This is a genomic window from Pseudundibacterium arcticum (assembly GCF_042646465.1).
Classification (GTDB): domain Bacteria; phylum Pseudomonadota; class Gammaproteobacteria; order Burkholderiales; family Burkholderiaceae_D; genus Undibacterium_A; species Undibacterium_A arcticum.
Genome location: NZ_JBHRTP010000018.1, coordinates 7,088 through 26,645, shown reverse-complemented (window position 1 = coordinate 26,645; position 19,558 = coordinate 7,088). Strand labels below are relative to the sequence as shown.

Here is a 19,558-nt window from a genome sequence, read left to right as displayed (position 1 = left end):
GTACAGTTGAGTGGACAGGGCATCGCGTGCGATCCGGATGCTTGCCAAATGTGGCGGAGTGGCACTAGCAGGCGCGGCAATTCACGGCGTCCCGCGTCGTTGGCCGACCACGCCGGCTGTTGATCTGCCGCACCGGGGATTCAGAGGCAGCAGCAGTTACTGCACCTGCCGCTCGATCGTGATCTGCTCGACCTCGACCCGACGGTTCGGCTCCAGGCACTTGATCAGCGCAGCCTTGTTCTTGTCGTTGCACTCGAGCACCGGGTTGGCCTTGCCCTTGCCGACGGCACTCAGGCGGCCGCCGTCGACGCCCTTGGCGACCAGGTAGGTCTTGACCGCTTCGGCGCGGCGCTGCGATAGTTTCTGGTTGTATTGCTCGGAACCGAGGCGGTCGGTGTAGCCGCTGATGACGATATTGTTGACCTGTGCATTGGTCGTCAGCGTGGTCGCGATCTCGTCGAGTTTCGGTTGCGGCAGGCGCAGTTGCGCGCTGTCAAAGCCGAACAGCTGGGTCGACGACAGCGTGATCTTCTCGAAGCGCGGCGGCGGCGGTGGCGGCGTCACGCGTTCCGGCGAAGGTTCGCCGACTGCGAACGGTTTCGCTTCCTCTGGCGGCGGGGCCGCCCTTGCCGCCGGTGCCGGCGCCTTGCCGAAGGTGTACATCAGACCGATATTGAGCTGGGTATTGTTGTTCTGGTTGATGCCGAAATCGTTGCCGCGCAGATAACCGTGCGAGCGCCGTATATCGGCCTGCAGCCCCCATTGATCGTTGAACGCGTACTGGAAACCGACGCCGGCGTTCAGATACGGCGACGTCCTGGAAGTCTCGCCGCGGAAGGCGGCATTGGCCTTGTCATATTGCAGGCCTGCGCCGACCAGCACGAACGGCCGGAACGCACCGCGTGACAGCATGTACAACGCGTCGGCCCCTAGCGTGTTTTGCTGATAGCGGGCGCCGTTATCGGTGGCGCGCGCATAGCTGGTGCCGAATTGCAGGTCCCAGGTCGGCGCCACCGCGCGACCGACGCGCAGGCCGAGGCCGGAACCGTTCTTGTCGCTGCCCATGAAGCGGGTGTCCGGGTCGATCAGGCTGATGCCCGGTGCGACATACCAGGACGGGTTGTACTCCGACGCAGACCCTTGCGCCGCGGCGTTGAGCGCACCCGTGCTGCACAGCACCAAGGCCGCCATGGCAAATCTGTTCAGGTTCTTCATCATGTTCCTTTGCGCGATGTATACAACGAAGATGGACGATCCTGCCGAGATGGGACGCTGTTCCGACCTGATTTGCCGGATCGATTGCCGAAAATATACTGGGCTGTGTATATATATTCGCGCAACATCATCAAGCGGTTACTGCATGGTTTTTGCCTATACTCCCACTGGTAACCGATTCCGCGCAATGCTTCATCTGATTAATGTAGACCAAAAATTGCCTGCAAGTGTAATGAATTGTTTCATATTCTTTAAGCTGCGCTGCGCCCCAACGGCGCAGCCAGCGGCCGCGCGTCCGGCACGACATGCTTCGACCAAACTCGCTGCGGCGTGCCCGGTATTGAAAACGCGCTGGCTGGCACCAGCTTGGCGCAATGCCCGCCAGCGCCAAAAATGCGCAACCGCTGGCCCGAGATGGTATTGTGCAACCATCGCCAACCTCCCGAATCCGGCCGCCGTGCCGACATGCTCACGCGCCATGCCAGAAAACATTAGATCAGCCGCCGTAGATATCGCGTCCTACATCCTGACCGGCCTTGCGCTGATGATGGTGCTGCACCTGAACCTGCTGGCCGCGCTGTTCTCCGGCTTGCTGGTGTATTCACTGGTGCACCTGATGACGCCGGCGCTGGGCAAGAACATCAGCAGTGACCGCGCCAGGATGATCGTGGTGGCGGCACTGTCGCTCGTGATCGTCGCATTCTGGTCAATTGCGATCTGGGCCGGGGTTTCATTTTTTCGCAACGATATCGGCCACATGCAGGCCCTGCTGCAAAAAATGGCCGACATTCTCGAATCGTCGCGTGGGCAGATGCCGGCCTGGGTGCAACAGCATCTGCCCGACAATGCGCTGGAGCTAAAGGAAATGATCATTGCCTGGCTGCGCGAACATGCGCTGGAAGCGCAGCACCTTGGCCAAGCCACCGGGCGCACGCTGGCCCATCTGGTGATCGGGATGATCATCGGCGCGATGGTCGCGCTGTATGACAGCACCAGGCCGCGCGTCTATCGGCCGCTGGGTACCGCACTGCACCAGCGCGCGGTCAATCTGCACGACTCGTTTCGCCAGGTCGTGTTTGCACAGGTGCGCATCTCGGCCATCAACACGGTGTTTACCGCGACCTACCTGTTCGTGATCCTGCCAGCGTTCGGCGTGCGGTTGCCGCTGTTGAAGACGATGACCGCGATCACCTTCTTCGCCGGCCTGCTGCCGGTGATCGGTAACCTGATCTCGAATTCGGTGCTGGTGGTGGTCGGGCTGTCGCATTCGCTGCCGATCGCGCTGGCCTCGCTGGCATTCCTGGTGCTGATCCATAAACTCGAATATTTCCTGAACGCCAGGATCATCGGCTCGCACATCAACGCGCGGGCCTGGGAATTGCTGGTCGCGATGCTGGTGATGGAATCGATGTTCGGCCTGCCGGGCGTGATCGCAGCGCCGGTGTTTTATGCCTACATCAAGCGGGAACTGGGCGATCGCGGGCTGGTGTGACGCGGCGGGCAGATCTCATGCCGACCACGCAGCACTCATTGCCCCCGCACCGTCGTCCCAGCGAACGCTGGGACCCAGCGGCGTTCGGGGCTGACCCGGATGGCTGCCATCGCGTTACATCAATTCATGCGAGTTTGACGAAAGACACTGGGTCCCAGCGTTCGCTGGGACGACAGTCATATTTGACCATTTAGGTCCAAATGTCGCCACGGAGTTACGTCAGCAGCCTGTTCCCGCTTGTCGTGCACCTCACCCACCACAAAACTGAGCATGCTGATCGCGCCGCCGCCCTGCATGCCATCGACTGCGATCGATACCGCCTCGTCCGGCAAACAGCTGCCGGCCACATACAACAGCGGCAGGTAGTGCTCGTCGGACGGCACCGCCAGCCGCGCATCGTCGCCCCATTGCGCAAACTCGGTCAGCCGCGCCAGTTCGCCGCGCGTCAGGTGGCCGCGCACCTTGTCGTTGAAACGCACCGCCCAGTCGTACGGCGGCCGGCCGTCGCTGTCATCCCACACCATGCGGCGCAAATTGTGCACCACGTTGCCGCTGCCGACGATCAGCACGCCCTCGTCGCGCAGTGTTGCCAGCTTGCGGCCGCACTCGAAATGGAAGCTGGCCGGACGGCTGGCATCGATGCTCAGTTGCACCACCGGCACGTCGGCCTGCGGATAAGCCTTGACCAGTACCGACCACGCACCATGATCCAGACCCCAGTTGTGATCGAGTTGCACCTCAATTTCCGGCGCCAGCAACTGCTGCACCCGCGCCGCCAGCGCCGAATCGCCCGGCGCCGGGTAGCGCACGTCGAACAAGGCCTGCGGAAAACCGCCGAAATCGTGGATTGTCTTCGGCTGCGCCATCGCCGTGACAGCGGTACCGCGCGTGGTCCAGTGCGCCGAGATCACCAGGATCGCCTTCGGCCGTGGCACGGTAGCGCCGAGTTTGGCCCAGGTATCGGTGTAGATATTGTCGTTCAGCGCATTCATCGGGCTGCCGTGGCCCAAGAAGATGGCCGGCATCCGGCCTGCGGTATGCTGTTCCATGATGTGTCCTTGATGTGTCCTTGATGTGTCCTTTTAGTCAGGCGCCCGCACACGGCGGTCGCCGCGTGATCAGGCTGGCGTGCGTTGCGGAGTCGCCGCTGGTGCCGGGCTGCCGGACAGCGCAAAGGCGCCGTCGCCGAGTAGCGCCACGGCGAGCGCCAGCACCACCAATAATGCCGGATATTCCCAGCCGCCGTTGGCCGAGGTGAAGGTCCAGCCGTTGTGGGCGTGTACCGACAGCGCGCCCAGCAATACCGGCAGCGCGGCCACTGCCGCATAGCGCGACTTGAAGCCGGCGATCAGCGCCGCGCCGCCCAGCAGTTCGACCGCGACCACCGGATACACGGTCCAGGCCGGAAAGCCCTGGCTGGCGAAGAACCCGGCGGCGCCGGGCAGTGTGAATACGAGCAGCTTTAGCAGCGCGTGGGCGATCAGGATCGTGCCCAGGCTGAGGCGCAGCAAGGTGGCGGCAGTGGCGTTTTGTGTTTGGTTCATGGCATTCCTTTCGATGATTGCGTTGACTGCTTGCGGTGACGACGTGCAGCGGCGCTGATGGCGGTTCGCTGGAAATCGATGGAGCCACTATAACCATTTCCATTTGAAAGAAAAATGCGCTTCTGTGAAAATGATTATTCCAAATTTCGGACTAATAACTCAAAGGAGCCGCAATGGACCTGTTTCACGCGATGAAGGTCTTCGTCAAGGTGGCTGACGCCGGCAGCCTGTCCGGCGCGGCGCGCGCGCTGGCGCTGTCCAATCCGTCGGTGACGCGCCTGTTGGCCGAGCTGGAAAGCCACGTCGGCGCGCGGTTGTTCAATCGCAGCACGCGCCGCCTCAGCCTGACCGAAGCCGGCGCCGCCTATCTGGAGCGTTGCCGCCAGGTGCTGCTCGATATCGACGATGCGGCCCTGGCCGCCGGACGCGGCGCCGCCGAGCCGAGCGGCACGCTGCGCATCAATGCGCCGGTGTCGTTTGCGGTCAATCATCTGGGACCGGTGCTGGCGCAGTACGCGGCGCGCTACCCGCAAGTCCATCTGGACGTGACGCTGTCGGACCGGGTGGTCGATCTGGTCGATGAAGGTTACGACCTGGCGATCCGGATCGGCCGCATCCGCGATTCCAGCCTGGTGGCGCGCCAGATCGCACCGCTGCGCATGCTGTTGTGCGCCGCGCCGTCATACCTGGCCAGTCACGGCACGCCGGCCACGCCGCGCGATCTGGCGCAGCATGTCTGCCTGCATTACAGCTACTGGTCGACCCGCGACGAATGGCAGTTCGCGCGCGACGGCAAGACGCACGCGGTGCGCATCAGGGGCAGCCTGCAGGCGAACAATGGCGACCTGCTGCGGGCGGCGGCGCTGGCCGGCATGGGCATCATCCTGCAGCCATCCTTCATCATCGGTGACGATGTGCGGCGCGGCACGCTGATACCGTTATTGCCGGACTACCAAGCGGCAGCCGGTGCGATCCATGCGGTGTATCCGAGCCGGCGCTATCTGTCGGCCAAGGTCAGGACGTTCGTTGATTTTCTGGTCGAGCGGTTTGGTGCGGTACCGGAGTGGGATGCGGGGTTGGTGGGTTAGCCGGGGCGCGGACTGTCGTTGTGCGATTCGGTGCGGTATGAGCCAGCCGTGTTACTTGAAAGACCGGGTCATCATTGCGAGGGGATCGAAGATAGTGTCAGGCGCTTGGCCCGACGCCTGAATTAAGCCGAGCCGCGAAGCGGCTTCGGCTTGAATGAATTGTTAGGCCCTAGAGCCCGCCATTTTGGACCGTTGACCCAACGACGCTTGGATCCCGCATGCAGGCTTGCTGCGACCTGCGGCGGTCTGCCGTTTGCTGTAGCAGCAAGCACATGCGCCCTTTGAAAATGCGTTTGGCCTTGCACTCACCTTTGGCCCGGATCAGACGCTGGGCGCGATCAGCGCAACCCATGACCCCAGGGTGCAGCGAGTCATCGGTCTCATACCGACCCATACAAGCATCGTAGGCCCAGTGCACTGCCAGGCCTTCGATCTCACATGGCGTTGCAGCCTGAGCGGCGTTGGTGATGACAAGGACTGCAAGAGCCAGAGCAAGTTTCATAGGGCCTAACGTGATTTAGTTATCAAAACCGGAATATAACCGGCACCCAAGTTTCCGGCAATGAAATCCAAACGAGCTGCGGTCCCGCGCGGTTGCCGTCATGGGAATTTATACTGGCCAAAAACACAGTTTAACCATCAGAGCATGCCGCCAAAAACCCGGGTGCCTGAAACGGTCGCGCCGCATGCGATCTGGTCGGGGGTGGCCCGACAGCCACTCACTTTCTTTGCTTCGTCAAAGAAAGTAAGCAAAGAAAGACGACCGCGCAGACTTGCCCCTGCGGGGTTCCCGTTTGCGCGCCGCAAAAAATGGGAAATGTCCGAAACTCGCTACGCTCAGACAACGGACATTTCTGATCCATTTTCTGCAGCGCGCAAACGGCTGCGTCTCAAGCGGAAAGGCGTAGCGCGACCACCGCAGAAATAACCCGTGTCGGCAATTTGTAATGTAAGCAGGAGGGGGCTGTCACTAGCAATTGAGGGAAGACCATCAAAATACTCGGTCATTCCAGCGAACGCTGGAATCCAGTGGCGTTCGTTGTGCGTTTACGGCGGCGTCTCAAGCGGAAAGGCGAGACGCGACGCGACTGCGGCTGGCAGGAAGGCTTAGATTCCAAGGGCTCGCAGTCGCGATAGCCACCACTGTGCGCGCAAGCTGGTAAGTGCAGTTGTCAGCGTCGGATTTGCCAGTTCATGCACCGCTTCGCGCGTTAGAGCGTCCGGCACGCGGATGTCTTCGCGACATTCGATGGCGTTGGCCCACGATTCAACTTCCGGAGAGTTGAGTTCCCCGGCGAGAAATCTATTGAGCACGCCAGCAATGTGGGTCGACTTCAGTTCCGCCAGCGTTTCGTCGCACTCCCATTCGAACTCGCTCAAGTGAGCAAGTGCAATTGGTAGCGCAACGCGCAGGTCGATGAGGGATTTGAGCGCTAGTACACGATCCATCGGAGGAACCTAACGTGATTTGGTTGTCAACCTGGGCCAATAACCGGGACTTGGCTCGCCGGCAGTGGGTTGCGAATTTGCCGTCGTCCTGGCTGGAATGGGCCGGCTGCCGCTTACTCTCTTTGCGTGGGCTAAGGAAGTAAGCGGAGCAGGCCAGCCTTGCAGGCTTGCGCCAGTGTGAACGCCTATTTGGGCGCCTTATCACCATCGCCCCGATGACCATGGTGCCGCCCGTGCATCATCCGGAAATTGTCGTTGAATACCTTCTTCTGCTCCGGGCTCAGCACTGCATAAAAGGTCTTCATCGCAGCCAGGCGCTGGCTCATGCGGGCTTCGCCTTCCTTCATCATCGCCAGCATTTTTTCCATCCGCTCCGGCGCCGACATTTTTTCCATGTCGGCGCGGCTCGGGCGCTGTGGCATGGCGGCCGGCGGCGCCATGCTGGCGACGTAGGTCTTCCAGGCCGGTTCCTGGGCCGCGCTCAGTTTCAGCTTGTCGTGCATTTCGGCCTGGTGCTTGGCCATGCGTTCTTTCATTTTTTCGGCGAATTTGCCTTGGTCGGCGCCGTCGTGCATGGCCATGCGGTCGTGACTCCATGCCATGCCATCGTCGTTGTCGGCGTGCGCGACGATCGCGCCGGCGCTCAGGCCCAGTACCGTCAGACCGACCAGTAGGCGTTTGCTGAATTTGTTCATCATCGTTTCCTTTGCATTAATTAAAAGCGGTGTTGCGGCATGTATCGATAGATGTGCCGGCACGGTTCCAATGGTGTGGCGCTGTTGTAACGGACAAGTGTCGGGTGCGCCGAGATTTGTATCGCCGTGTTTCCCGCGTAGCCAGACGTAACACGAAGATACAATTCGGCAGCCAGGCGTGACATCGGCTGCGGCCGGGGCCACTATAATCCTAGAAACGGCAATTGACCGCTTGTTAGCTTCGATCAGTTTATGAATTGATTGAAATTTTTCATGGTTAAACCGTTCACCGTTCGGGTGAGAGCGCTACAGGCACGATTGCACTCTTTCCCGGCTCTCTGGCGTCGTTGCTTCTCCTTGCAGAATGCAGTCTGCAGCGTCGTCGCGCCTAGCCAGAAAGCCGGAAAAGCGCACACTCGTACCTGTCCAACTGCCGTTTCTAGGATCATCAAGCCCATGGAACCGATTTCACACATTTTGATTGTCGATGACGACCGCGAGATCCGTTCGTTGCTGGCCGATTATCTGGACGCCAACGGCTACCGCACGCAGACCGCGGCCGACGGCGCTGCAATGTGGAAGGCGCTGGACGAGGCGCGCTTCGATCTGATCGTGCTGGACCTGAACCTGCCCGGCGACGACGGCCTGACCTTGTGCCGCAACCTGCGCGCGCGCTCGCATCATGCGGCGACGAATCTGAGTGCCAATGCCAGCGCGGACCTGCCGATCATCATGCTGACCGCGCGCAACGAGCCGCTCGATCGCATCATCGGCCTGGAAATGGGCGCCGACGATTATTTGCCGAAGCCGTTTGAGCCGCGCGAGTTGCTGGCGCGAATACGCAGCGTGCTGCGGCGCAGCCATGCGCTGCCATCGAATCAGATCGACGCTGCGGCGCAGCGACTGCATTTTGCCGGCTGGACGCTGGATTTGACCGCGCGCCATCTGATCAATCCGGACGGCACGGTGATCATGCTGTCGGGCGCCGAATTCCGGCTGCTGAAAGTATTTCTCGAACATCCGAACCGGGTGCTGAACCGCGACCAGTTGCTGAACTTGACGCAGGGGCGCGAAGCCGATCCGTTCGACCGTTCGATCGATATCCAGATCAGCCGGCTGCGCCAAAAGCTGGGTGAAGATGCGCGCTCGCCGCAGATCATCAAGACCGTGCGCAACGGCGGCTATGTGCTGGCGACCCAGGTGACGATGGAAGCGGTTAAATGATGACCTTCTTGCGCTCGATGGCCGGGCGTGTCTTTCTGATCCTGCTGGTCGGCATCGTGGTGTCGGCCACGCTGACCCTGTGGCTGGCGTTCGGCGAGCGGCAGCGCACCATTAGCCAGTTCCGCGACCTGCATGCGGTCGAGCGCGCCGAAGAGCTGATCGTCGCGCTCGACGCGATGCCGGCGACCGGACGCCAGCCGTTCCTGAACATCGCCAAGCGTTTCGGGCTGCGGCTGCAGATGGTGAGCGCACCGCAACCGGAAGCCGCCGCGCCGTCGCGTTTCGCGCTGGCGCTGGGCGAACGGATGGGCAAGGATTACCGTATCGTGTCGCTGGCCGGTGCGGTCGATTGTCCGCCCCCACCCGGGCGCAAACCGCCCGATGGCGAGTTCGGCGCCGGCAATTCGATGCGCCCGGCCTGTCAGGCGATCGGCATTACGCTGCGCGACGGCAGCCTGATGCAGATGACCGTGCTGCCGCCGCGCGGTCCGCCACCGATGCCGATGCTGCGCCCGGATTTCCTGTCTTACTTCGTGCTGTTCCTGGCCAGCATCGGTTTTCTGGCCTTCATTGTGACGCGCATGACGATGCAGCCATTGAAGCAGTTGGTGCAGGCGGCCGACGATCTGGGGCGCGACATCAACCGGCCGCCGCTGCCCGAGCACGGCGCCAGCGAGATCCGGCGCGCCACGGTCGCATTCAACGCGATGCAGGCGCGGATTCGTCAGCACATCGGCCAACGCACCCAGATGCTGGCTGCGATCACGCACGATCTGCAGACGCCGCTGACGCGTTTGCGGCTGCGGCTGGAGAAAGTATCGAATGAAGAACTGCGCGACAAGCTGGTCGGCGACCTGTCGGCCATGCAGCAGATGGTGCGCGAAGGACTCGATCTGGCGCGCAGCATGGACAGCGCAGAGCCGATGCAGCCGCTCGATCTCGATTCCCTGCTCGACAGCGTGTGTAGCGATGCCTGCGACGCCGGCCAGAACGTGAAGCTGGACGGCAAGTCGGCGCTGTCGGTGCTGGCGCGTCCGACCGCATTGCGCAGATGCCTGACCAACCTGATCGACAACGCGGTCAAATACGGCTACCACGCGCATATCACCGTGCAGCGCAGCCAGGGTAGCCGCGCCGGCGCTCGCATCCGGATCCGCGATGGCGGCCCCGGCATCGCGGCCGACCAGCTGGCCAAGGTATTCGAGCCGTTCTACCGGATCGAGACGTCGCGTTCGCGCGACACCGGCGGCACCGGCCTCGGCCTGACCATTGCGCGCAATATCGTCGAGCAGCATGGCGGCAGTCTGACGTTGGCGAACCATCCAGACGGCGGGTTGGAAGTCACCTTGACTCTGCCGCAAAACCCGCGCACGGAGCGCTGAGCGCAGCGCTGCGTCCTGCCTACTGAGGTGCGGCGCGAGCAGGACGGTTGACCTCAGGTCGCGCTGTTCGCCGTGCTCTGGCGGGCGTCGGGCGCAGGTGCCGGTTTCGGTGCCGATTTCGGCGCCACGATCGGCGTCACGTTATGCACCACCACGCCGACATTCGGCGCCACCGGGTTTAGCCAGGCTGCCTGTTCGACGGCGCGAGTGGCGTCGCCATAACCCTGGTCCCAGCGCCATTCGATCGAGCCGCGCGAAAAATTGATGTCCTTCGATGCCATATTCCAGTCGCGTCCCGCATACGGCAGCCGCACGATATGCACCGTGGTGTCGCAGCCGACGGCCGACATTTCGCGCACGGCCGCCGCGTTCCGCGCTTCCGGCGGCAGCGCGTCATACAGTGCGCGCACATTGCGGCGCAGGTTGTGGATCCGCATGTAGTCGTCGATATGGCTCTTCGACCGCGACGCGTACATCACGTCCTTCTGCCGGGTTTGCACCTGGTCCAGCGTCTGCGGTTCGGGTCCGGTCGCGCTCCATAGGTCGACCATGAAGCACAGTCGGTTGGCGCGCGGTTCTTCGTCGAGCACGATTTCCAGCGGCGTGTTCGAAAACAGCCCGCCGTCCCAGTACAGCTGGCCGTCGATCCGCACCGGTGGAAATCCCGGCGGCAGCGCGCCGCTCGCCATCACGTGCTTCAGGTCGAGCGCCTGAGTTTTGGAATCGAAATACGCCAGCGCACCACTGGTGACCTGCACCGCGCTGACCGTCAGCCGCATCGCTTCCGCGCTCGACAGGTGCTTGAAATCGACCAGCCGGGTCAGCGTGTTGGCCAGTTCGGTAGTCTCGTAGAAGCTGGCCTTTTCCGCGTCGATCGGGATCGCGCTGCCGAACAGGCTGAACCGGCGCGGCGTGAAGAAGCCCTTGACGCCGCGCAGCATGGCATCCATGGTCGTCATCCAGACGTTGAACTGGCGCGTCATGTCGGGCACCTTGCGCAGGTCGATCAGGTCGTCGGTCGCGACCTCGTCCCAGAATTCCTTCAGCCGCGCAACCCGTTGCGACGGCTGATTGCCGGCAATGATTGCGGCATTGATCGCGCCGATCGAGGTCCCGACCACCCAGTCCGGCGCCAAGCCATGTTCCTGCAGCGCCTGATACACGCCGGCCTGGTACGCACCGAGCGCACCGCCGCCTTGCAGCACCAGCGCGACGTGATTATTGCCCTTGCTGATTTGTTTGACTTGTTCGGAGTGGTCCATGTGCCATGAATAGAGTGAGGAAAATGCCGGTAACGCCGATATACTCGATATGGACCCGGGCGTTGCCGCTTGGTTCCATTACGGAAGATACCGATACTCTACATGAACTGACAATATTGCGCGCTGGCCGCGGCGTCGCCGGCGGGCTGCCGGACTGGCGGCATCGAAGCGCCGTCGCAGAAAAATTCTGTCGGGACGCCGCCCCGGCCTGCGCTACTCGGGCCGAACCGCCTGCCCGCGCCTCCGGCCGAATATGTTACTGCTGTTTGCAACATCGGGTCGACTACGGCGGCCAACGGCGCGGCCCATCCGCGCAGGCGTAAAATGGCGGCTTGCTGTTTCCGCCCTGACAACCATGTTACCGCCATGACCATTCTGCTGTCCACCCTCAATGCCCGTTATGCGCACGCCTCGCTCGGCCTGCGCTACCTGCTCGCCAACATGGGCGCGCTGCAGGCGCAGACCAGGCTGCAGGAATTCGTGATCGGCGCCAAGACTGCCGACCTGGTCGAAAAATTGCTGGCATCCAAACCGCGCATCATCGGCTTCGGCGTGTATATCTGGAACATCGACGAAACCACCAGGCTGGTGTCGATGCTGAAACGCGTCGCACCGGAGGTCGTGATCGTGCTCGGTGGGCCCGAAGTGTCGTACGAGCCGGAGCAGCAGGAAATCGTGCGGCTGGCCGATTATCTGGTGACCGGCTGGGGCGACGTCACGTTTCCCAAGCTGTGCGCGCAAATCCTGCATGGTCCGCAACCGCTGATGAAGATACATGCCGGTGTGCAGCCGCCGCTGGCCGAGATCGCGCTGCCCTACACCCACTACAGCGCGCAGGACATCGCGCACCGGCTGATCTACGTCGAGGCGTCGCGCGGCTGCCCGTTCAAATGCGAATTCTGCCTGTCCTCGCTCGACAAGACGGCGTGGCCGTTTGCGCTCGATGATTTTCTGGCCGAACTGGAACAGCTGCATGCGCGCGGCGCCCGGCTGTTCAAGTTCGTCGACCGCACTTTCAATCTGAACATCAAGTCGAGCCTGCGCATCATGCAGTTCTTCCTCGAAAAGCTGGCCGCGCATCCGGACGACCCGGTGTACGCGCATTTCGAGGTGGTACCGGATCATCTGCCGGATGCGCTGAAGGAAGGGATCAAGCAATTTCCGCCCGGCAGCTTGCAATTCGAGATCGGCATTCAAAGCTTCAACCCGCAGGTGCAGGCGCTGGTCAGCCGCCGTCAGGACAATGACAAGGCGGCGGAAAATATCCGCTGGCTGATCGAGCATTCGCACGCGCATTTGCACGTCGACCTGATCGCCGGGCTGCCGGGCGAGGATCTGGCCAGTTTTGCCAGCGGTTTTGACCGGCTGGTGGCGCTCGGCCCGCATGAAATCCAGTTCGGCATCCTGAAGCGGCTGCGCGGCACGCCGATCATTCGCCACACCGAGCCGTTCAAGCTGGTGTTTGATGCCCATGCGCCCTACACGATCCTGGCGACCGACCGCATCGATTTTGCGACCATGCAGCGGCTGGTGCGCTTTGCGCGCTACTGGGATCTGGTGGCCAACTCCGGCCGCTTCGTCCACACGCTGGCACTGATCCTGGCCGATGCGCCGTTTGCGCGCTTCATGGCGTTGTCGGACTGGCTGTACGCACACACCGACGCGACACACCGGATCGCGCTGGAGCGGCTGGCGGCGCTGGTCGCGCAATGGCTGGCGACGCAGGGCATCGCCGCCGCTGCCGCCAGCGCCGCGATCGGCGGCGATGGGGCCGGCCAGTCGCTGCCGCAGCAGCACGGGCGGCGCCATACGGCCGCCAGCGCCGTCAAGGCTGACAGTGCGCTGCCGCGACGCCAGGCGCGCCACTTGGCGGCCTGATCCGGCGACCGGATCGCGGGGCGACCGAATCCCGACGGCCTGATTCCGCGTTTCAGGGCCTGGCCTTCGCACGCGCCGCAATCTGCGCGCGCTGCTGCGCGATCTCTTCCCAGATCCAGGCGCGAAAGCGCTTCACCTTGGCGGTCTGCGCCAGCGCCGGCGGACACACCATGTAATACGAAAACGGCACCGGCACGCTGACGTCGAACAGCCGCACCAGGCTGCCGCGCGCGATGTCGTCGGCCACCATCATCTCGCGTCCGAGCGCGATGCCCTGGCCTTCGCGCGTCGCCAGCAGCAGGTTGTGCGAGTCGCTGTAGGTGATCCCGCGTGGCTCCGGCGCATCGACGCCGGCCGCGCGCAGCCACGGCGTCCACGGCTCGTCGAGCGACAGCAGCAGCGGATGCTGCAGCAATTGCTGCGGCGTCTGCGGCAACGCGCCGTGGTTGAAGTCGGGCGCGCACACCGGGAAGTAGGCATCGCCGAACAACAGTTCGCACCACAGGTCGTTCCACGGCTTGGGGCCCATGCGCAGTCCGATGTCGACTGGTTCGCGCGCGAAATCGACCACATTGCCGGTGGTTTGGATCATCACCTCGAGGTCGGGGTTCTGTTCGATGAAATGGCCTAGCCGCGGCACCAGCCAGCGCGCCGCAAACGACGGAAACACGCTCAGCGTCAGCTGGTTCGCGTTGGCGCGGCGGCTGATGTCCTGCGTCGCGGCGGCGATGTCGAGCAGCGCGCTACGGACCCGCTCAGCCAGCACCCGTCCTTCCGGCGTCAGCTGCAAGCCGCGCCCGACGCGGGCAAACAGCGCCACCCCGAGCGCATCCTCCAGCGCCCGCACCTGATGGCCGATCGCGCCATGCGTCAGGCTCAGTTCGGTCGCGGCGCGGCTGAAGCTATTGTGCCGGGCCGCGCTTTCAAACGCGCGCAGGGCCGGCAGCGGGGGCAGTCTGGGAAGTGTTTGCTCAGGCGTCATTGGATAATTTTATTATCAATTTGAGGAAAAGGTATCACTGGAATTCCAGGCCCCGCTCGCCTACTATGCTTGTACAGCAGCACTCATTGTAAATCAATCAGGAGCGATAGCATGAAAACCAGCAAAAATACGATAGTCAAATTAGTCAAAGAAACGCTTGAATTGAAGGCGGGCAGCGTCGTAGCGCTGGACCTGAAAGCTGGGCAAAGCCTGAACGTGGCCAGCGGTCGCCTGTGGCTCACGCGCAGCGGCGACAGCCATGACTATTGGTTGCGGCCGGGCAACCAGCTGGTATTTGGCGCCGCCACCAGCGTGCTGGCCGAAGCCGATCGCGACAGCCGGTTCGAGTTACGCTCGACGGGCGCCGAGCTCGACCTGAGCTGGCTCCGCATTGCCGCGCAAAAATTGTTGCAATGGGCACAACTCGGCATGTCGCATGGCTTGCCGAAATCCACGTCGCAGCCCGGCGATGGGTTGTCGATCAAATGCTGAGCGGATGGTCGCACGACGACGCCACACCGATTCTGACACGGCCTTGTGTCAGGTCAGTGTGGCGTTGTCCATCGCCAGCAGTCCTTGCAATGCCCCCGCTCAGACCAGCCACGCGCCATCGCGATACACTACCTCATCGTCGAGCGTGACCGATTCCGTCACCGCAAACACGTCGACGTGATGCTTGGCGTCCTTGCGCTTGATGATGGCCTTGTTGTAGACCCCATGCTTGGCGCCGAGCGACAGATGGATGCCGCACATCCGTTCGTAGGTGCCGATATCGCTGACCGTGCGCTGCGCCGTCAACGCGCGGTTCATGCCAAAACCGAGTTCACGCAGCCACACTTCGCCCTCGTCGGCGCGGATATTGGCCAGCACCTGGTCGAAATCGGGCGTGGAATCGATCACCTCGGTCACCTTGCCCTTGCTCACCACCAGCGTGATCGGCTGCGCCGGTTGATTGACCTGGAATGCGGTGTCGCCAAACACGAAGATGCGCACCCGTCCGTTGACCGCCTCCAGATCCTGCGCTTCCGTGAACACCTCGCCGATCGGAAATTGGCCGCCGACATTGGTCATGTCGGTGTAATCGCCGATATTCAGTTTGGCAGGCTCCAGGCGCGACCCGAACACCAGTTGCGCGCCGCCGCTGTCGACCATCGCGCAACTGGCGCGATCGATGCGCTCTTTCAGCGCGCGGCCGACACCGCGCAAGTACGCCGGCTCGTACGCCAGTGAATCGATGTAGTACAGCGCTTGCAAGCCCGACCGGTCCGAGCTCTCGGACATGCGCGCCAGGTGGACGTGTTCGATCACTTTCAGCGAGCGCTTGAACAATTCGACTCGCAGCCGGTAAGCATCGAGCCGAAACCCGGTCGACTGAATCAGCACCACCAGATCAAGCGGCGCCAGCGGTTCAAATGCGGCCAGCACTTCCGCCGGCGCCACCGCGTCAAAATCGATGAAGCGGGCATCCGGGAGACAGCGGCGATACGCCTGGGTCAAGGCCAGCGCGAGATCGCAGCGCCGATCCGACACCACCACCGCCACGCGCGGGTGCGCATGGTCGATCGCGATCGACAGGATGTCGCGCAAATGCTGTTCCGCGGTATCGACCGTCGCCGCGGTGATCGTGCCGAGGGGCGTGGTGCGCGGGGTGCTGATGGCTGTGCTGCAGGGCTGAGCGAACGACTCTAGGTTCGCACTTGGGTTTGTTGTCAATTTATCGCACCGGGGAGAGTGACAGGATTCGCCGCACAAGCCAGGGTGCCGAGGCCATGCATTTCCGAATGGAACCGCATTTTAAGTCACAAAGCCGGATCGGGATCGGACAGTGGGCGCGGCGGACCGCGCGCGCAGGTCGCACGTCGCGCCGGCGCCACAGCGTCGCTCATCACCAACACGTCGCGATTCTGCGAAAATATCCGGATGAGCGATCCCATCGATTTGCAACGCTTCGTCGACGCGCAGCAGCCGGTGTATGCGCAGGTCTGCGCGGAATTACGCGCAGGCAATAAGCGCAGTCACTGGATGTGGTTTGTCTTCCCGCAAATACAGGGCCTGGGCCATAGCGCGATCGCACGCAAATTCGCGCTCTCGGGAGCGTCAGAGGCGATTGCCTATCTGCAACATTCAGTGCTGGGTCCGCGTTTGCTGGAGTGCAGCGCGCTGGTGCTGGCCGTTGATGGACCTAATATCGGGCGCAGCATCGAAGATATTTTTGGCTACCCGGACTATCTGAAGTTCCGGTCATGCATGACCCTGTTCGCGCACGCCGATCCCGGCAACCAGGTGTTCGACGCGTGTTTGCGCAAATACTTTGACGGCAAACCCGATCCCGAGACGCTGGCGCGCTTGTGATCGGCGCGGTCAGGGCGCCCTGCCGCTGCGATCACAAACCTGCTGCGTGGCGCATCAGACGCCGGCAGACGCCGGCACCTGTTGACGCCACTGCGCGATCACCTGGCGCGAAGAACTATCGAGCGACGCCAACGGCACTACGGTCGCGTGGTCGAAAATCATCATTGCATACACGCGCGCCAGCAGATTCACCTCGGGCGATAGCTGGCGTTCCTCGCCACGTGCGGGATGCTGGTTGCGCCAGTAGTTGATCGCTTGTTCCAGTTCGGCCAGGGTCAGTTCCATGGAGTAGGTCCGCTAGGTCCGGCATTTCGGCCCGCTTGCGCCGCTTCAAAAGCACATGAAAAAACGATTCGCCAGATCGACGATGAACGACGTGCGCAAATAGCTGACGAAAATCAAGCCCAGCAGCGCCGTCACGGCAGCGCCGATCAGCCAGTGTTTGACTTGGGTTTGCATGAGTATGTCGAATATCCTGTTAATTCATATGCGCAATAAGACTTCGCGCTACGGAGTATGCATCAAGCCAACACCGCTGGCGCGCGCACGATTTCCTTCTCGTTGATCGGCAAGTTGATCAGCGCCGCAAACACGCCGAGGGCGATCGTGATCCCCCATACCATATCGTAATTGCCCTGCCGCGTGTACAGATAACCGCCCAGCCAGACGCCGAGGAAGCTACCGACCTGATGCGAAAAGAACACGAAGCCGGACAGCATCGACAAGTATTTGACGCCGAAAATGCCGGCGATCACGCCATTCGTCAGCGGTACGGTCGACAGCCACAGCAGTCCCATCGCGCAGGCAAAGATATACACCGACCACGATGACAGCGGCGCCAGCAGGAACAGCGCGATGACGACTGCGCGCGTGATGTAAATGGTCGCTAGCAGATAGCGTTTCGGGAACCTGCCGCCGAGATGGCCGGCGTAATACGAACCGAAAATATTGAACAGCCCGATCAGCGCCAGCGCAATCACCGCCACGTTCGGATCGATGATGCCCTTGTCGCGCAGATAGGCCGGCATGTGCACGCCGATGAACACGAGCTGGAAGCCGCAGACGAAATAGCCGGCCAGCAGAAACAGGAACGGCCGGTACGCAAACGCCTCGCGCGTCGCTTCCAGGATGCTCTGTTGCGGGCCATGGCCCGTGATGTGCGCCGGCTCGCGCAACTTGAACGCCATCGGGATCATCACCAGCACCTGCAGCGCCGCCAGGACAAAGAATGCGTTCTGCCAGCCGCTGCTGGAGATCAGCTGTTGCTCGACCGGCATCAGCGCGAACTGCCCGAACGAGCTGGCGGCCGATGAAATGCCGAACGCCCAGGAACGCCGCTCGGCCGGCGCGATGCGGCCGATGATGCCGCTTATCGCGCCGAACGCGGTGCACGCGAGCGCCGCCCCGATCAGGATGCCGGAGCCGACGATAAACAGCGTCGGCTGCGCCACCAGCGCCATCCACAACAGGCCGAACATGTAGAACAGTGCGCCGGCGATCACCACGCGCGCGGTGCCGAAACGGTCCGCCGCCATGCCGGCAAACGGTCCGAACACGCCCCACATCAGGTTTTGCAGCGCCATTGCCAGCGAAAACGTCTCGCGCGTCCAGCCGTGCGCCTGCGAAATCGGTTGCAGCCAGAAGCCGAAGCCATGCCGCACGCCCATCGCGAGCGTCAATACGAGACCGCTCGCGAGTAGTACGGTTTTCAGTTGCGGCGCGCGCGCAGCGGTAAACAGTGAAGGGGACATGGCGAGGCAGGCGGTGAAAAAAACAGTGTAGCGTAAAGCGAAACACCGTGTGGACCGGCGCCGGGCTGAGTTCCCTCCCCCTTGCAGGGGGAGGGTTAGGGTGGGGGTAGCGCGGTCGATGAGCGATGAAGGATGCACGTTGTCGATCGATCATCCTACCCCCATCCCAACCTTCCCCCTGCAAGGGGGAAGGGGCGAGAAACCTTAGCCAGCAACCACCTTCATGCACTAGCCCTGTGGCACTGGCGTTGACTGCGACAAATTAAGAAAACAGCAACAACCAACAGAGCTGATCAAACCAATGCAACGCCAATGTATGTATGTCCGAAAACGGCTAGACGAGGCCCGGTGCGGCGCGTATAACGAAGCCATGGACCCTTTCGATCAGCATTCACCAGGCCCGGCGACCGGGGCGCAACACAGCACGTCGGCCGCCTTGCCGTCCGCCGACAGCTGCTACCGCGCGCTCGCAGCGAAAGACACGCGCTTTGACGGCGTGTTCTTTACCGGCGTCAAGACCACCGGTATTTATTGCCGCCCGGTGTGCACTGCAAAGACGCCGCGCGCCACGTCTTGCACGTTTTTCGCGACCGCAGCAAAGGCCGAGGCGGCCGGGTTCCGGCCGTGCCTGCGCTGTCGTCCCGAGCTCGCGCCGTACGCGCTGCAGCAGAACCTGGCGTATGCGGTGTGGCAACGTATCGCGGCCGGCGCGCTGAACGATGGCGACCTGGAGCGGCTGTCGCAGGAAGTCGGGTTATCGTCGCGCCAGTTGCGACGGGTGCTGGTGCAGCACTTCGGCGTGACACCGGTCGAGCTGGCGCAGACGCAGCGTCTGCTGTTTTCGAAAAAGCTGTTGCAGGAAACCGCGCTGCCGATGGCCGATGTCGCGTTTGCCGCCGGCTTTGGCAGCGTGCGCCGCTTCAATGCACTGTTCGCCGCGCGCTATCGGATGGCGCCGACGGCGGTGCGGCGCGCCGGCGCGACGTCCGGCGCAACAATCGGCGTGCTCGGGCCGGACAGCCTGACGCTCGGCCTCGCGTACCGACCGCCATTCGACTGGCCGCGCATGCTCGCGTATCTGGCGGGACGCGCGATGCCGGGGCTGGAGGCGGTGCTGCCGGACGATGAGCGCGGCGCGTATGTACGCAGCGTGCGGCTGGGCGACGCACACGGCTGGTTGCGCGTGACGCAGGACGCCGGCCGCGACCAGTTGCGGCTGCAAGTGTCGGCCTCGCTGGCCGGCG

At 62.6% G+C, this 19,558-nt stretch carries 19 protein-coding genes; 8 read left to right on the top strand and 11 right to left on the bottom strand.

Features of this window, described 5'->3' with window-relative positions; translation table 11 throughout:
• Positions 1-156: 156 nt before the first annotated feature.
• Complete coding sequence (locus ACFOFO_RS06345; RefSeq protein WP_390331160.1) at positions 157-1,218, bottom strand: OmpA family protein; 1,062 nt, start codon at positions 1,216-1,218, stop codon at positions 157-159.
• A gap of 475 nt (positions 1,219-1,693) precedes the next feature.
• On the opposite strand from ACFOFO_RS06345, the gene ACFOFO_RS06340 reads away from it, so the two are divergent.
• A complete protein-coding gene (locus ACFOFO_RS06340; RefSeq protein ID WP_390321761.1) occupies positions 1,694-2,707 on the top strand; it encodes an AI-2E family transporter in 1,014 nt (337 codons plus the stop codon).
• 176 nt (positions 2,708-2,883) lie between these two features.
• Here the strand turns inward: ACFOFO_RS06340 and ygiD are convergent, their stop codons facing one another.
• Entirely contained in the window at positions 2,884-3,756 is an 873-nt protein-coding gene (gene ygiD, locus ACFOFO_RS06335) for a 4,5-DOPA-extradiol-dioxygenase (RefSeq protein WP_390321764.1), read from the bottom strand.
• A 69-nt stretch (positions 3,757-3,825) separates the two neighbouring features.
• Positions 3,826-4,251 carry a DoxX family protein gene (locus tag ACFOFO_RS06330; protein ID WP_390321766.1) on the bottom strand — a complete coding sequence of 142 codons (426 nt, stop codon included), beginning with the start codon at positions 4,249-4,251 and terminating at the stop codon, positions 3,826-3,828.
• Positions 4,252-4,424: 173 nt separating this feature from the next.
• Between ACFOFO_RS06330 and ACFOFO_RS06325 the strand changes: the two genes are divergently transcribed.
• Positions 4,425-5,339 (top strand): LysR family transcriptional regulator, encoded by a 915-nt coding sequence (locus ACFOFO_RS06325; RefSeq protein WP_390321768.1) that lies wholly within the window; start codon positions 4,425-4,427, stop codon positions 5,337-5,339.
• A 1,107-nt stretch (positions 5,340-6,446) separates the two neighbouring features.
• On the opposite strand, the gene ACFOFO_RS06320 is transcribed toward ACFOFO_RS06325, so the two are convergent.
• Positions 6,447-6,788, bottom strand: coding sequence for a hypothetical protein (locus tag ACFOFO_RS06320; protein WP_390321770.1), 342 nt, complete (start codon positions 6,786-6,788; stop codon positions 6,447-6,449).
• A 185-nt stretch (positions 6,789-6,973) separates the two neighbouring features.
• Positions 6,974-7,483: a Spy/CpxP family protein refolding chaperone gene (locus ACFOFO_RS06315; protein WP_390321772.1), complete on the bottom strand. Its 510-nt coding sequence runs from the start codon at positions 7,481-7,483 to the stop codon at positions 6,974-6,976.
• Between the two features lie 456 nt (positions 7,484-7,939).
• On the opposite strand from ACFOFO_RS06315, the gene ACFOFO_RS06310 reads away from it, so the two are divergent.
• Both ACFOFO_RS06310 and ACFOFO_RS06305 read left to right on the top strand, forming a co-directional pair.
• Positions 7,940-8,707, top strand: a complete 768-nt coding sequence (locus ACFOFO_RS06310; RefSeq protein WP_390321774.1) for a response regulator — start codon at positions 7,940-7,942, stop codon at positions 8,705-8,707.
• Positions 8,704-10,089, top strand: a complete 1,386-nt coding sequence (locus tag ACFOFO_RS06305; protein WP_390321777.1) for an ATP-binding protein — start codon at positions 8,704-8,706, stop codon at positions 10,087-10,089. Before ACFOFO_RS06310 ends, ACFOFO_RS06305 begins: the two co-directional genes overlap by 4 nt.
• 53 nt (positions 10,090-10,142) lie before the next feature.
• On the opposite strand, the gene ACFOFO_RS06300 is transcribed toward ACFOFO_RS06305, so the two are convergent.
• On the bottom strand, positions 10,143-11,351 hold the full coding sequence (locus ACFOFO_RS06300) for a patatin-like phospholipase family protein (RefSeq protein WP_390321779.1): 1,209 nt from the start codon (positions 11,349-11,351) through the stop codon (positions 10,143-10,145).
• A gap of 366 nt (positions 11,352-11,717) precedes the next feature.
• Here ACFOFO_RS06300 and ACFOFO_RS06295 point away from each other — a divergent pair, with 366 nt between their 5' ends.
• Entirely contained in the window at positions 11,718-13,229 is a 1,512-nt protein-coding gene (locus ACFOFO_RS06295) for a B12-binding domain-containing radical SAM protein (protein ID WP_390321781.1), read from the top strand.
• A gap of 52 nt (positions 13,230-13,281) precedes the next feature.
• On the opposite strand, the gene gcvA is transcribed toward ACFOFO_RS06295, so the two are convergent.
• Positions 13,282-14,211: a transcriptional regulator GcvA gene (gcvA, locus tag ACFOFO_RS06290; RefSeq protein WP_390321784.1), complete on the bottom strand. Its 930-nt coding sequence runs from the start codon at positions 14,209-14,211 to the stop codon at positions 13,282-13,284.
• A gap of 111 nt (positions 14,212-14,322) precedes the next feature.
• Here gcvA and ACFOFO_RS06285 point away from each other — a divergent pair, with 111 nt between their 5' ends.
• Entirely contained in the window at positions 14,323-14,703 is a 381-nt protein-coding gene (locus tag ACFOFO_RS06285; protein WP_390321786.1) for a DUF2917 domain-containing protein, read from the top strand.
• A gap of 99 nt (positions 14,704-14,802) precedes the next feature.
• On the opposite strand, the gene ACFOFO_RS06280 is transcribed toward ACFOFO_RS06285, so the two are convergent.
• A complete protein-coding gene (locus tag ACFOFO_RS06280) occupies positions 14,803-15,867 on the bottom strand; it encodes a M29 family metallopeptidase (RefSeq protein ID WP_390327817.1) in 1,065 nt (354 codons plus the stop codon).
• A gap of 264 nt (positions 15,868-16,131) precedes the next feature.
• Between ACFOFO_RS06280 and ACFOFO_RS06275 the strand changes: the two genes are divergently transcribed.
• Positions 16,132-16,563 carry a DUF1810 domain-containing protein gene (locus ACFOFO_RS06275; protein ID WP_390321788.1) on the top strand — a complete coding sequence of 144 codons (432 nt, stop codon included), beginning with the start codon at positions 16,132-16,134 and terminating at the stop codon, positions 16,561-16,563.
• 54 nt (positions 16,564-16,617) lie between these two features.
• Here ACFOFO_RS06275 and ACFOFO_RS06270 read toward each other — a convergent pair whose 3' ends face one another.
• From ACFOFO_RS06270 to ACFOFO_RS06260, 3 genes are all read right to left on the bottom strand, one after another.
• Entirely contained in the window at positions 16,618-16,848 is a 231-nt protein-coding gene (locus tag ACFOFO_RS06270) for a DUF3717 domain-containing protein (RefSeq protein ID WP_390321790.1), read from the bottom strand.
• A 45-nt stretch (positions 16,849-16,893) separates the two neighbouring features.
• On the bottom strand, positions 16,894-17,022 hold the full coding sequence (locus ACFOFO_RS06265) for a hypothetical protein (protein ID WP_390321792.1): 129 nt from the start codon (positions 17,020-17,022) through the stop codon (positions 16,894-16,896).
• Between the two features lie 62 nt (positions 17,023-17,084).
• Positions 17,085-18,302, bottom strand: a complete 1,218-nt coding sequence (locus ACFOFO_RS06260) for an MFS transporter (RefSeq protein ID WP_390327819.1) — start codon at positions 18,300-18,302, stop codon at positions 17,085-17,087.
• 382 nt (positions 18,303-18,684) lie between these two features.
• On the opposite strand from ACFOFO_RS06260, the gene ACFOFO_RS06255 reads away from it, so the two are divergent.
• Positions 18,685-19,558: bifunctional transcriptional activator/DNA repair enzyme AdaA (locus ACFOFO_RS06255; RefSeq protein ID WP_390331159.1), on the top strand; the 874-nt coding region annotated here is incomplete at its 3' end.

Excerpts from the sequence above, each read along its gene's own strand:
- ACFOFO_RS06345 (WP_390331160.1), bottom strand. The coding sequence starts at position 1,218 with ATGATGAAGAACCTGAACAGATTTGCCATGGCGGCCTTGGTGCTGTGC.
- ACFOFO_RS06340 (WP_390321761.1), top strand. The coding sequence starts at position 1,694 with ATGCCAGAAAACATTAGATCAGCCGCCGTAGATATCGCGTCCTACATC.
- ygiD (WP_390321764.1), bottom strand. The coding sequence starts at position 3,756 with ATGGAACAGCATACCGCAGGCCGGATGCCGGCCATCTTCTTGGGCCAC.
- ACFOFO_RS06330 (WP_390321766.1), bottom strand. The coding sequence starts at position 4,251 with ATGAACCAAACACAAAACGCCACTGCCGCCACCTTGCTGCGCCTCAGC.
- ACFOFO_RS06325 (WP_390321768.1), top strand. The coding sequence starts at position 4,425 with ATGGACCTGTTTCACGCGATGAAGGTCTTCGTCAAGGTGGCTGACGCC.
- ACFOFO_RS06320 (WP_390321770.1), bottom strand. The coding sequence starts at position 6,788 with ATGGATCGTGTACTAGCGCTCAAATCCCTCATCGACCTGCGCGTTGCG.
- ACFOFO_RS06315 (WP_390321772.1), bottom strand. The coding sequence starts at position 7,483 with ATGAACAAATTCAGCAAACGCCTACTGGTCGGTCTGACGGTACTGGGC.
- ACFOFO_RS06310 (WP_390321774.1), top strand. The coding sequence starts at position 7,940 with ATGGAACCGATTTCACACATTTTGATTGTCGATGACGACCGCGAGATC.
- ACFOFO_RS06305 (WP_390321777.1), top strand. The coding sequence starts at position 8,704 with ATGATGACCTTCTTGCGCTCGATGGCCGGGCGTGTCTTTCTGATCCTG.
- ACFOFO_RS06300 (WP_390321779.1), bottom strand. The coding sequence starts at position 11,351 with ATGGACCACTCCGAACAAGTCAAACAAATCAGCAAGGGCAATAATCAC.
- ACFOFO_RS06295 (WP_390321781.1), top strand. The coding sequence starts at position 11,718 with ATGACCATTCTGCTGTCCACCCTCAATGCCCGTTATGCGCACGCCTCG.
- gcvA (WP_390321784.1), bottom strand. The coding sequence starts at position 14,211 with ATGACGCCTGAGCAAACACTTCCCAGACTGCCCCCGCTGCCGGCCCTG.
- ACFOFO_RS06285 (WP_390321786.1), top strand. The coding sequence starts at position 14,323 with ATGAAAACCAGCAAAAATACGATAGTCAAATTAGTCAAAGAAACGCTT.
- ACFOFO_RS06275 (WP_390321788.1), top strand. The coding sequence starts at position 16,132 with ATGAGCGATCCCATCGATTTGCAACGCTTCGTCGACGCGCAGCAGCCG.
- ACFOFO_RS06270 (WP_390321790.1), bottom strand. The coding sequence starts at position 16,848 with ATGGAACTGACCCTGGCCGAACTGGAACAAGCGATCAACTACTGGCGC.
- ACFOFO_RS06265 (WP_390321792.1), bottom strand. The coding sequence starts at position 17,022 with ATGCAAACCCAAGTCAAACACTGGCTGATCGGCGCTGCCGTGACGGCG.